This is a genomic window from Paractinoplanes aksuensis (assembly GCF_024137025.1).
GTDB classification, from domain to species: domain Bacteria; phylum Actinomycetota; class Actinomycetes; order Mycobacteriales; family Micromonosporaceae; genus Actinoplanes; species Actinoplanes aksuensis.
Map to the genome: position 1 here is coordinate 153,263 of NZ_JAMYJR010000037.1, position 11,326 is coordinate 164,588.

Consider the following 11,326-nt stretch of genomic DNA (forward strand, 5'->3'; position numbering starts at 1 on the left):
CGGACCCCCGCGCCATCAGCAACGCCCCTGACCAGCCTGTGGATAACTCCGGCTCCTGTGGACAACGGCTCAGGCGGCCGCCATTTCTCGATAAACTGGATCGGGGTCGGCCCCCAAGGGCGGGCGGGGTATGGCTAATGCGGCGCGGGGCCGGTTGAGCTGCGGACTATCAGTTCGGTGGCCAGTTCGACGTGCAGGGCGTCCAGGCGGTGGCGGTCCAGGATGCGAACCAGCAGGCCGACGGCTATGCGGCCCATCTCGCCCAGGGGCTGGCGCACTGTTGTCAGCATCGGGCGGGTGGCCTGGGCCAGGTCGATGTCGTCGAAGCCGCCGATCGACACGTCGTCGGGTACGCGCAGCCCCATCTGCACGGCCGCGGCCAGCGCCCCCGAGGCCACCTTGTCGTTGAAGCAGACCAGCGCCGTCGGGCGGTCGCGCAGCTCGAGCAGGCGCTGGGCGGCGCGGAATCCGAATCGGACGGTGGGTTCGCCGGAGATCGCGAGCCGGGATTCGAGCAGCACGCCGGCGTCGGCCAGGGCCGAGACGTGTCCGGCCCGCCGGGCCGCGCTGGCCAGCCAGTTGTCCGGGCCGGCGAGCAAACCGATCCGGCGGTGGCCGAGGCCGGTCAGGTGGGCGGTGAGGCTGCGGGCGCCCGCGAAGTGGGCCGCCGACACCGCGGCGATGTCGCGGGGCACGTCCTCGCGCGGGTCGACGACGACCAGCGGGAAGCCGGTGGCCTGCAGCGCGACCAGATCGGCGGCGGGTTCGGGCGGCAGCACCACGATGGCGCCGGCGATGCCCGTCCGGGTCGGCAGCGTGGGCAGCACCGGTGTCTCTTGCGCGGCCTCGCCGGCGTTCAGCACGAGTTGCAGGCCGTGCAGGTCGAGCGTCTCGGCGATCGACGACACGATCAGTCCGAAGTAGTCGGTGAGCAGGTACGGGCAGCGGACGAAGACCGCCCCGGCCCGGCTCGGGCGGCGGCGCGGGGCCCGGCCGCCGAGTTCGTCGATGGCCTGCTGCACGAGTTCGCGGGTGCCGGGGGCGACGTGCTCCTGGTCGTTGAGCACCCGCGAGACGGTGGCGATGGAGACTCCGGCCTGGGCCGCGATATCCCGGACGGTCGGCCCTTGTCTCATCACGCCAGCTTAGACATTGACACCCATCGACCGGCGCGCTTACCTGTCTGTATCAGAAACGTTTCCGTCTGTTACATGGGGAGATACCCGTGGCCCGCTTCGGAACCGTCCTGGTGGCGGTCGCCACCACCGTCCTGGCTGCGCCGATACCCGCGGCCGCCCACGAAACCAGCACCGCCCGCGTCTGGATCACCACCCCGGACGGCGCGAGCCGCTTGGCCGACAGCGGCCGGGTCACCTTCAAGACGGCCGGATCGAGCGCCCCGACCGTGGTCGTCGACCCGAACCGCCGCTTCCAGACGATGGCCGGCTTCGGCGCCTCGATCACCGACTCGTCGGCGTCCGTGCTCTACCGCCTCGACCCGGGCGCCCGCACCGCGGTCATGGAGTCGCTGTTCCGCGACAACCGGATCAACTACCTGCGCCAGCCGATCGGTGCCTCCGACTTCACCGACGGCCCGGCCTACACGTACGACGACGTGCCCGCCGGCCAGACCGACTTCGCGCTGCGGCGGTTCAGCATCGGGCACGACCGCGTCCAGATCCTGCCGTTGCTGCGCCAGGCCCGCCGCCTCAACCCGGAGCTGCGGGTCATGGCCACCCCGTGGAGTCCCCCGGCCTGGATGAAGACGAACGGCTCGTTGATCGGGGGCCGGCTGATCGATTCGCCGGCGATCTATCGGGCGTACGCGGCCTACCTGGTCAAGTTCGTGCAGGCGTACCGGTGGGAGGGTGTCCCGATCGACACCCTGACCATCCAGAACGAGCCCCAGAACCGCGCCCCGGCCGGGTATCCGGGCATGGATCTGCCCTCGTGGCAGGCGGCCGAGGTGATCGAGCGGCTCGGGCCGATGCTGCGGGCGGCGGGTGAGAAGACCAAGATCCTCGGGTACGACCACAACTGGTCGGAGCATCCGAACGACGCCGCCGGCACCCCGCCCGACTCGGTGGCCGACATCGATCACTACCCGCAGGAGCTGCTGCGGACCCGGGCCGCGCGCTGGATCGCGGGTACGGCGTACCACTGCTACTACGGCGACCCGAGCGCGATGACGCGGCTGCACAACGAGTTCCCGGCTAAGGACATCTACTTCACCGAGTGTTCGGGCAGCCAGTCGAGCGATCCCGACAACACGTTCTCGGACACGCTCAAGTGGCACGCCCGCAACCTGATCATCGGCAACACCCGGAACTGGGCCAAGACGGTGATCAACTGGAACCTGGCCCTGGACGAGACCAACGGGCCGCACAACGGTGGCTGCGGCACGTGCACCGGCGTGGTGACGGTCGGTGCCGGCGGCGCGGTGGCTCGTAACGCCGAGTACTACACGTTGGGTCACCTGGCCCGCTTCGTGCGGCCGGGTGCCGTACGGGTAGCAAGCACTTCTTTCGGCACGACCGGCTGGAACGGCCGCGTCATGGACGTCGCCTTCGTCAATCCGGATGGCAGCACGGTGCTGGTCGCGCACAACGAGAACGACAACCCGCAGGCCTTCGCGGTGCAGTACGGCGGCCGTACGTTCGAATACACGCTGCCCGGCGGGGCCTTGGCCACATTTGTCTGGCGTGGACACTCGAACGACCGGCCGATCGCACCGACCGGCTGGACAGCGACCGCGAGCCCGGCGACGGACGCGGCCCTGGCCGTCGACGACGACGCGAGCTCCCGCTGGACCACCGGCGCGGCCCACCAGCCGGGCCAGTTCCTGCAGGTCGACCTGGGCCGCACCCGGTCCGTCGGGCGGATCGTCTTCGATACCGGGGCTGACCTCGGCGACTTCCCGCGCGGCTACGCGATCACCGCATCGGCTGACGGCAAGCGCTGGTGGCCCGTAGCGAGCACGACGACCGGCCAGCTCACCGAGGGTGATCTGAAGGGCCGGTCCGTGCGCCAGGTCCGCATCACGCTGACGACGGCCGCCGGCAGCTGGTGGTCGGTGGCGGACGTCCGCGCGTACGCTCGGACCTGACGCTGACGTCAGGGGGAGATCATGCGGATCGGCGAGCTGTCGGACCGGGCCGGTGTGAGTGTGCGCGCGCTGCGCTACTACGAGGAGCAGGGCCTGCTCACGGCCGAGCGCAGCGCGAGCGGCCAGCGGCACTACGGTGAGCCGGCCGTCGACCGGGTGCAGCTGATCCAGCATCTGTACGCGGCCGGGCTCACCAGCCGTACCGTCGCTGACCTGCTGCCCTGCGTCGACGCCAAGGTCAACACCCCGGAGTCGCGGGCGCTGCTGGCCTCCGAGCGCGACCGCATCAACACCCAGATCGCCCAGCTCACGGCGGCCCGCGACCGGCTCGACGCCGTCATCGCGTTCTCGGAGGGTCCGTCCAGCGGCTGCACGTACCAGATGGCGTAGGTCGCCGGGGCGGAACGGCCGAAGCTCTGCCGCAACGGGCTGTTTCCGCCCTGAATACCGTTTAGTCGGGTTTCGTGCGCTTTAGCGTGTGCGCGATGACCGAGACGACAACTCGCCGGCCGGCGGCCCCCGCGGCCGCCGGCGCGCCGATCCGCTTCCGGCCCGACGTCGAGGGCCTGCGCGCGGTCGCCGTCGTGCTGGTCGTCCTGTGCCACGCGGGCGTCCCCGGCCTGGCCGGCGGCTACGTCGGCGTGGATGTGTTCTTCGTCGTCTCCGGTTTCCTGCTCACCGCGCTGATGCTGCGCGAGATCGGCCGGACCGGTGACCTGTCGCTGATCGGCTTCTACGCCCGGCGGGCCCGGCGCCTGCTGCCCGCGGCGGCCGTCGTGCTGGTGGCGACGCTGCTGGCCGGCTATCACTGGCTCGGCTACCGACGGGGCGACGAGATCGCCGAGGACGTCGTCTGGTCGGCCCTGTTCGCCGGGAACTTCCACCTCACCGCCGACGGCTTCTCGCCGGTCCAGCACTTCTGGTCGCTGGCCGTCCTGGCCCAGTTCTCCCTCGTGTGGCCGGCTGCGGTCGTGGTGCTGCTCTGGCTCGGTTTCCGCTGGGCGATCGGCTGGTGGCTGGCTGCCGCGGTGGTCGCCTCCCTGGCGTACACGATCTTGTCGTCGGGGTCGTTCTCGCCGGCCACGCGGGGCTGGGAGCTCGGCGTCGGGAGCCTGCTCGCGCTGGTCGCGACCCGGCTCGACCGGATCCCGTCGCGGGTCGCCACGGCGATGGCCGGGACCGGGCTGGCCCTGATCGTGGTGGCCGCGCTCAGCTTCGACGCCGCCACACCCTCCAAGTACGCCGCCGTGCTGCCCGTCCTGGGGGCCGTGCTCGTGCTGGCCGGGCGGGGCGACTCCGTGCTCGGCCGGAAGCCGCTGGTCGCGCTGGGGCGACTGTCGTACTCGTTCGGTCTGTGGCACTGGCCGGTGCTGGTGATCGCCGGGCAGGCGTACGGCGGACCGCTGCCCGCCCCCAGCCGGGCGCTGCTGGTCGCGGCCGCCCTCGGGCTCGCCGTGATCACGTACGTCTGCCTCGAGAACCCGATCCGGCGCAGCGCCCACCTGCGCCGCTCCTACGTGCTCAGCCTGTCCCTGGCCGCCTGGCTGATCGTGGCCCCGCTCGCGGTCGCCCGGTGGCAGACCTCCACCTCGCCCGCGGCCGACCCCCGGAACGGCGCCGAGTACCGACCTCGACTGGGAGCCCTGCATGGCCGGCCGCTCGATTCGTCTCACGTCACTGGTCGTGCTGCTGGCCGTGATCACCAGTTGCACGACCGCGATCCCGCCGCCCCCGCGCGTGCTCGCCCCGCCCGCCCCACGGATCAGCCTTGAAGTAGTGCTCGACGCGGTCGGTGAAGCCGCGAAACGGCGGACGCTGCCCGTCGACCTGACGCCGTCGCTGGCCACCGCGACCGGGGACCTCGGCTTCGACAACGAGCGGTGCGAGGCCGGGCCGCGGGCGGTCCGGATCGAACCGTGCGTCCTGGGCGACCGGGCCAGTGCGACCGACGTCGTGCTCTACGGCGACTCGCACGCGGGGATGTGGGTGCCGGCGATGAGCGAGATCGCCGAGCGGCGGGACTGGCGGGTGCAGGTGTTCGGCAAGCCGGCCTGCCCCACGCTGAACATCACGTTCTGGAACCAGCGGGAGCAGCGGCCGTTCGCCGAGTGCGACCAGTTCCGGACGTTCGTGACCGGGCGGATAGCGGCCATCAAGCCGGAACTGCTGATCGTGACGAACGAGAGCTACTCGCAGAAGCGGGGCCCGGGTCAACTGATCACGCCGGGTGATTGGCAGGACGGGCTCACCCACACCCTGCGTACGTTGAAGGGGTTGGCCCGGCAGGTCGTGGTGCTCGGTGACACGCCGGTGCTGGAGCAGAGCCCGCCGCAGTGCCTCGCCGTCCACCGGGCCGACGTCGCGGCCTGCTCGACCACGCGCACCGCGGCCACCGCGCGCACCTGGAACGCGGCCGAAGCGGGCGCGGCCAAGTCAACCGGCGCGGGGTACGTGTCGGTGCTGCCGTGGCTGTGTACCGGCGTGTGCATGCCGGTGATCGGCAACGTACTGGTCTATCGCAACCGGTTCCACTTGACGGGAACGTACGTCCGGATGCTGAACGGCGTCCTGGAGGAAGCGCTGCTCGAGCACTTCCCGCCGGACGCCGTTTCCTGATCCTCGACTAGCGGCGGCGTCGCACCAGAACCGTCACCACCGCGGCCGCGGCCACGACGATCGCTCCGGCCACGGCCAGCGGCAACGGGCGCCGCTCCCGGACCACGCCGTCGGCGTCGGTGCGGCCCACGAACTGGTCCGTGGCGCCGGCCGCAGTCTCGGCCAAGCGGGCCGTGTGCTGCGCGGTCGACTGCTTGACGTGGGCCAGGCCGTCTTTGGCCTGTTCCGCCTTCTCCGCCGCGACCGTCTTGACCTGCTCGGCCTTCTCGGCGGCGACCGCCTTGACCTGCTCGGTCTTTTCCGCGGCGGCCTGTTTCACCTGCGCCGCCTTCTCCGCGGCGGCCTCCTTCTTGTCCGCTACCGCGTTCTTGACCTGGGCTTTCACGTCCGCCTTGGCGGCCAGGGCCGACGCCGTGTCGGCGAGCTCGGCCCGGGTCTCAGTGATCTCGGCGCGAATCTCGTCGCGCGACCTGGTCTCACTCATGCGTGCCGCCCCTCCCGGATCGCCGTCTTCACGGTCTCCACATCGCGCTTGCCGCTCGCCATGGCCTCCTCGGGCTCCGGCGGCACGGCCTTCTTGACCTGGTTCTTGCCGATCAGCGCGGCCACCCCGGCCACGGCGAACAGCAGAACGGTCACGATCAGCGCGGCCGCCCAGACCGGCAGGACCAGCGCCAGCAGCGCCCCGATCGTCACGAACAGGGCACCGAGCCCGTACATGGCGATAACACCCGCCCCGCCGAGCAGGCCCGCCCCGGCGCCAGCGCGCTTGCCCTTCTCGACCATCTCCATCCGGGCGAGCGTCAGCTCGTCCCGCACCAGCGTCGACATCTGTTCACTCAGCTGGCTGACCAGCTGGCCGACCGGCTGCTGCTCGGTGTGCGTCGTCATCCCTGAGCTCCCTTCCTCGGGAACTCAATTACCCGCCGATTTGTCGGGTAATCAGGATCCGACCTCGCTCACCTGGACGAACGGCCGATCGTTGAACCAGGTCGCGTGAATGATGAAGCTGTGCTGGGTCTCGTTGAAGTAGACCGCCATGTTGTCCGGCGAGTCCTGCACCTTCTGCACCGACCAGCCGTCGGCCGGGGTCGCGGTCACGAGTGACACCACGCCGTCCGAGGTCATCTTGATCACGGCCTGACCCCCTTCGACCCGAAACGACCGTACGTAGGTCCGGGTGCCGTCCGCGGCCGTGGTCACGGTCCAGCCGTCCTCGGTCGTAGTCGGCGGCGTCGTAGTGGTCACTGGCGGTTCGGGTGCGGTGGCCGCCGTAGTCGGCTCGGTCTCGCGGGGCGGCGTGGTGGTCGGCTTCGTGGTGACCTTCGGCGGCTTCTTGCTCGTCGGTGTCACGTTCGGTGTCCGCGGAGCGCTCACGCTGGGCAACGGCGCCGGGAAGCTGGTGGAGTCGGCCGCGGGCAGTTGAGCCAGCGCGGCGTCCTCGGGCGACGACGTCCGCAACACCGGCAGCAGGGCTACCGAGGCCAGCACAATGCTCGTCGCGGTGGCGGCACACCACCCCGCGATCGGCGCCCACCGGGAAGATCGCACGATGACATCGTCTCACCTCCACCTATGGTGTACGCCATGGCGATGATCCTGCTGGTCGAGGACGACCGCATCATCACGGCGGCGCTGTCCCGGGCGCTGACCGATGCGGGCCATGTCGTGCGCCCCGTGGGCCGGGCCGCCGAGGCCCTCAAAATTGTCACCGACGAGCGTCCCGACCTGGTCATTCTCGATCTCGGGCTGCCCGACATCGACGGCACCGACGCGCTGCGGATGATGCGCTCGGTGTCCGACGTGCCGGTCATCGTGGCCACCGCGCGCCGCTCCGAGGCCGACATCATCAGCCTGCTCAGCGCGGGCGCCGACGACTACGTGACCAAGCCGTTCTCGGGCGGGCACATCCTGGCCCGCATCTCGGCGGTGCTGCGCCGGGCCCGGGCCACGACCAACGAGGCGCCCAGCGCGATCACGGTCGGCGACCTGGTGATCAGCCCGCGCCAGCGCCGGGCCGAGCTGCGCGGTGAGCCGTTGCAGCTGACCCGCCGCGAATTCGATGTGCTGGCCTATCTGGCCGAGCGGGTGGGTCAGGTGATCAGCCGGCGCGAGCTGATGAACGAGGTGTGGAACCAGGCCCGCATCGGCGAGGAACAGACCATCGACGTGCACATCTCGTGGCTGCGGCGCAAGCTCGGGGAGACGGCTGCGCAGCCGCGCTTCCTGCACACCGTACGCGGGGTCGGGGTCATGATGGTCGATCCCCGATGAGATGGACCCTCAATCGGCTCGCGCTCGCCATCACCTCGATGGTCGCGCTCGCCTTCCTGGTGCCGCTGGCCGTGGCGACCCGCCAGATCGCGTACGACCGGGCCGTGAGCGACGCCCGCCAGCAGGCCACCTCGCTCGTGACCGTGCTGGGCGTCGACGCCGACCCGACCCTGTTGACCAACGCCGTGGCCAGCACGACTGCCGGCAGTGAGAGCCGGCTCGCCGTCCACCTGCCCGACGTCGAGGCGATCGGTGTCTCGCACACGTCGGACGCGCAGATCGCCGTGGCCGCCGAGGACCGCCGCTCGGCGCTCGCCCCGGTCGCCGACGGGATGGTGTATCTGCAGCCCACGGTGCTCACCGACGGTCGTACGGTCGTGGTCGAGGTCTTCGTGCCCGACGCCGAACTGACGCGGGGCGTGTGGGCGGCCTGGTTCGTGCTCGGCGGCTTGGCGATCGTGCTGGTCGCGGGTTCGACGCTGCTGGCCGACCGGCTCGGCAGCCGCCTGGTCCGGGCCACCCGCGAACTGTCCGGCTCGGCCCGCCGACTGGGCAGCGGCGAACTCGACACCCGCGTCACCCCCGACGGCCCCCGCGAACTGCGCGACGCCGCGAACGCCTTCAACACCATGGCCGACGACCTGAAGAGCCTGCTCGACCGCGAACGCGAGCTCGCCGCCGACCTGTCCCACCGATTGCGTACGCCGCTGACCGCGCTGCGGCTGGATGCCGAGGCGATGCCGCCGGGCCCGATCGGCGAGCGCATGCGGCAGGCCTGTGACCTGCTCGACGAGGAGCTCGAGGCGATCATCAAGGGGGCGCGGCTCGGCGTGCAGGCCCGTGGCCAGGAGATGACCGATCTGGTCGAGGTCCTGGCCGACCGGCTCGCGTTCTGGTCGGTGCTGGCCGAGGACCAGGAACGACCGTGGCAGGTCGTCGGCGGTGACGAACCAGTGATGGTGGCCGTACCTCGCAGCGAGTTGATCGGGGTGGTCGACGCCATGCTCGGCAACGTCTTCTCGCACACCCCCGAACGCGTCGCCTTCCGGGTCACCGTCTCGCCGGCCGGGCTGCTGGTCGACGACGCCGGCCCCGGCATCGACAATCCGGCGCTGTCCGTCCAGCGTGGAGTGAGCGGGGCCGGCTCGACCGGGCTGGGGCTGGACATCGTCCGCCGCGCGGCGGAGATGGTCGGCGGCCAGATGGTGATCGACCGCAGCCCGCTCGGCGGCGCCCGGGTCGGCATCTATCTGCAAGCGCCGGCCGCCCGCTCCCGCCGCGTCCGCCGTACGGTTTCATGATTGTTTTCGGGCCCTTTAAGGCTCCGTTATGGAAACTCTCCGTAGCTTCTGCGCCGTAACTGCCGCGACGAGACAGTACGGAGAACGACATGCGCAGGAAGATCGCCTATCCCCTGATGGCCCTCGGCATGACAGCGGGCGCGACACTGGCGGTCGCCTCACCGGCCATGGCTCACGGCTACGTGTCGTCCCCGCCCAGCCGCCAGGCGCTGTGCGCCTCCGGTGACGTCAAGGACTGCGGTCCCATCCAGTTCGAGCCGCAGAGCGTCGAGGCCAAGAAGGGCCTCAAGTCGTGCAACGGCGACGTGCCCGGTTTCGCCCAGCTGGCCGACGAGTCCCGCAACTGGCCGGCCAAGTCGGTCGGCTCCACGGTCGACTTCAGCTGGGTCCTGACCGCCCGCCACAAGACCACGACCTGGGAATACTTCATCGGCAACACCAAGGTCGCCTCCTTCGACGACGGCGGCGCCCAGCCCGACGCGGTGGTCAACCACAAGGTCAACCTGAGCAGGTTCCCCGGCCGCCAGACGGTGCTGGCCGTGTGGAACATCGCCGACACCCCGATGGCCTTCTACAACTGCGTGGACCTGAACATCGGCGGCTCCACCGGCGGCGGCTCTAATGGCGGCGGCTCTAATGGTGGCGGCGCGACACAGCCGCCGGCTACCACGCCGCCCACGAAGGCGCCCACCACTCCGCCGACGGCTGCCCCGACGACCCCGCCGGCCGCTACTAAGCCGCCCACCGCACCCCCGCCGGCCGCCGGCGGTTCGTGGGCCGCGGGCGCGACCTACAAGACCGGCGACGTGGTGACCTTCAACGGCAAGAAGTTCCAGTGCCGCCAGGGCCACACCGCGATCAACAGCTGGGAGCCCTCGATCTACACCCTCGCCCTGTGGCTGCCGCTGTGAAGCGCACCCTGATCGCCGCCGCCCTGGTAGCCCCCTTCCTGCTGGGAGCCTGCGGCACAGCCAAAGAGGCGCCGCCGACCACCACCGAGAAGGTAGCCGTAGCCGAAATCAAGGCCGGCGACGAACACAACGACACCGACATCATGTTCCTGCAAATGCTGGCCTACCACCAGAAACAGGGCCTGCAGATGACCACGACGGCCGCCTCACGGGCCAAGAACCCCGAGCTCAAAACCCTGGCCCAAGCCATCCAGGCGACCGAGAAGGACGAGCTGGCCATGATCGAGTCCTGGCTCACCGGCTGGGGCGCCGACACCAAAGTCGACCAGGCCCCCAGCCTCCACGCCGACCACGGCGGCCTACCCGGCACCGGCGAGGCGGAGATCAAGGCCCTGACCACGGTCAAGGCAGCCAACTTCGACACCGCATTCCTGAACCTCTTCCTGGCCCACCAACACCAGGCCATGGAGATGTCGAAGATCGCCCTGACCGGCGGCAAGAACGAGGAAACCAAGAAGTTCGCCGAACGCGTCAAGCAGTCCCGCCAGGGCGAGATCCAACAGATGCTCAAGCTGATGAACGGATAGTAGGTTCAAACTCCGGAAGGGCGGCCTGGTGGGGCCGCGCTTCCGGAGTTTCCCCGATGCCAGTATTTCGAACCGGATGAATGCCTTATGCCGTACGACGGCCTGCCTTGTTCTTGTCTTTTGGGGCGCCGACGCCGGTGGTCGCTGCCACGCCGAACTGGAAGCCTCGTGACGGGGCCTGTCGGCCCCAGTGGGCTCGGTCAACGAGCCTGGCGGAAGGGGCATTTCGTTATTTTGTGATGACCGGGCGACGCCTGGAGCTTCGACTGGGACGATCCCAGCGACTCGTTCGCCCCGGACATGAGCGTGTCGGGCGGAGTGGCCGTGCCCGGCGGCGGCTGCAACTCGAGCCACGGGGCTGCTTGGTTGCGTACGCCCAGTGAGGTGATCTCAGCGACTGGCGTACAGATATCGGTATTCGAAGTGGATGAGGTGGAGAGCTGCGGCGACGATATCGCCGATTCGGCTGGGGCTGGTGGTGGCGTGTCGCAGCGTTTTCCAGCGGCCGGTCAGGATGGCGAAGCCGCGTTC

Annotated in this window: 12 protein-coding genes; 8 read left to right on the forward strand and 4 right to left on the reverse strand. The window is 70.2% G+C overall.

Annotated elements, in window-relative coordinates; all coding sequences use genetic code 11:
• Positions 1–134: 134 nt before the first annotated feature.
• The gene (locus M1L60_RS33085; RefSeq protein ID WP_253241485.1) at positions 135–1,136 is read right to left on the reverse strand and encodes a LacI family DNA-binding transcriptional regulator; all 1,002 of its coding nucleotides are present in this window, start codon (positions 1,134–1,136) and stop codon (positions 135–137) included.
• An 89-nt stretch (positions 1,137–1,225) separates the two neighbouring features.
• Between M1L60_RS33085 and M1L60_RS33090 the strand changes: the two genes are divergently transcribed.
• The 4 genes from M1L60_RS33090 to M1L60_RS33105 all read left to right on the forward strand — a co-directional run bounded on the left by M1L60_RS33090 (position 1,226) and on the right by M1L60_RS33105 (position 5,722).
• Positions 1,226–3,106 carry a glycoside hydrolase family 30 beta sandwich domain-containing protein gene (locus M1L60_RS33090; protein WP_253241486.1) on the forward strand — a complete coding sequence of 627 codons (1,881 nt, stop codon included), beginning with the start codon at positions 1,226–1,228 and terminating at the stop codon, positions 3,104–3,106.
• A gap of 21 nt (positions 3,107–3,127) precedes the next feature.
• Entirely contained in the window at positions 3,128–3,496 is a 369-nt protein-coding gene (locus M1L60_RS33095; protein WP_253241487.1) for a MerR family transcriptional regulator, read from the forward strand.
• Positions 3,497–3,591: 95 nt separating this feature from the next.
• Positions 3,592–4,878 (forward strand): acyltransferase family protein, encoded by a 1,287-nt coding sequence (locus tag M1L60_RS33100; RefSeq protein WP_253241488.1) that lies wholly within the window; start codon positions 3,592–3,594, stop codon positions 4,876–4,878.
• Positions 4,879–4,882: 4 nt separating this feature from the next.
• Complete coding sequence (locus M1L60_RS33105) at positions 4,883–5,722, forward strand: SGNH hydrolase domain-containing protein (protein WP_253241489.1); 840 nt, start codon at positions 4,883–4,885, stop codon at positions 5,720–5,722.
• Positions 5,723–5,729: 7 nt separating this feature from the next.
• On the opposite strand, the gene M1L60_RS33110 is transcribed toward M1L60_RS33105, so the two are convergent.
• The 3 genes from M1L60_RS33110 to M1L60_RS33120 are packed head-to-tail and all read right to left on the reverse strand — an operon-like array spanning position 5,730 to position 7,273.
• Positions 5,730–6,206, reverse strand: coding sequence for a DUF3618 domain-containing protein (locus M1L60_RS33110; protein ID WP_253241490.1), 477 nt, complete (start codon positions 6,204–6,206; stop codon positions 5,730–5,732).
• Positions 6,203–6,613: a phage holin family protein gene (locus M1L60_RS33115; RefSeq protein ID WP_253241491.1), complete on the reverse strand. Its 411-nt coding sequence runs from the start codon at positions 6,611–6,613 to the stop codon at positions 6,203–6,205. The genes M1L60_RS33110 and M1L60_RS33115 overlap by 4 nt, the downstream gene beginning before the upstream one ends.
• A gap of 51 nt (positions 6,614–6,664) precedes the next feature.
• Complete coding sequence (locus M1L60_RS33120; RefSeq protein WP_253241492.1) at positions 6,665–7,273, reverse strand: DNA mismatch repair protein MutL; 609 nt, start codon at positions 7,271–7,273, stop codon at positions 6,665–6,667.
• Positions 7,274–7,309: 36 nt separating this feature from the next.
• Here M1L60_RS33120 and M1L60_RS33125 point away from each other — a divergent pair, with 36 nt between their 5' ends.
• From M1L60_RS33125 to M1L60_RS33140, 4 genes are all read left to right on the forward strand, one after another.
• Positions 7,310–7,996: a response regulator transcription factor gene (locus M1L60_RS33125; protein WP_253241493.1), complete on the forward strand. Its 687-nt coding sequence runs from the start codon at positions 7,310–7,312 to the stop codon at positions 7,994–7,996.
• On the forward strand, positions 7,993–9,297 hold the full coding sequence (locus tag M1L60_RS33130; protein WP_253241494.1) for a HAMP domain-containing protein: 1,305 nt from the start codon (positions 7,993–7,995) through the stop codon (positions 9,295–9,297). Before M1L60_RS33125 ends, M1L60_RS33130 begins: the two co-directional genes overlap by 4 nt.
• 89 nt (positions 9,298–9,386) lie before the next feature.
• Positions 9,387–10,208 (forward strand): lytic polysaccharide monooxygenase, encoded by an 822-nt coding sequence (locus tag M1L60_RS33135; protein ID WP_253241495.1) that lies wholly within the window; start codon positions 9,387–9,389, stop codon positions 10,206–10,208.
• Entirely contained in the window at positions 10,193–10,795 is a 603-nt protein-coding gene (locus tag M1L60_RS33140) for a DUF305 domain-containing protein (protein ID WP_253241496.1), read from the forward strand. Before M1L60_RS33135 ends, M1L60_RS33140 begins: the two co-directional genes overlap by 16 nt.
• The last annotated feature ends 531 nt before the right edge of the window (positions 10,796–11,326 follow it).

Coding starts and splice junctions, on each gene's coding strand:
- M1L60_RS33085 (WP_253241485.1), bottom strand. CDS start 1,136: ATGAGACAAGGGCCGACCGTCCGGGATATCGCGGCCCAGGCCGGAGTC.
- M1L60_RS33095 (WP_253241487.1), top strand. CDS start 3,128: ATGCGGATCGGCGAGCTGTCGGACCGGGCCGGTGTGAGTGTGCGCGCG.
- M1L60_RS33100 (WP_253241488.1), top strand. CDS start 3,592: ATGACCGAGACGACAACTCGCCGGCCGGCGGCCCCCGCGGCCGCCGGC.
- M1L60_RS33110 (WP_253241490.1), bottom strand. CDS start 6,206: ATGAGTGAGACCAGGTCGCGCGACGAGATTCGCGCCGAGATCACTGAG.
- M1L60_RS33115 (WP_253241491.1), bottom strand. CDS start 6,613: ATGACGACGCACACCGAGCAGCAGCCGGTCGGCCAGCTGGTCAGCCAG.
- M1L60_RS33125 (WP_253241493.1), top strand. CDS start 7,310: ATGGCGATGATCCTGCTGGTCGAGGACGACCGCATCATCACGGCGGCG.
- M1L60_RS33130 (WP_253241494.1), top strand. CDS start 7,993: ATGAGATGGACCCTCAATCGGCTCGCGCTCGCCATCACCTCGATGGTC.
- M1L60_RS33135 (WP_253241495.1), top strand. CDS start 9,387: ATGCGCAGGAAGATCGCCTATCCCCTGATGGCCCTCGGCATGACAGCG.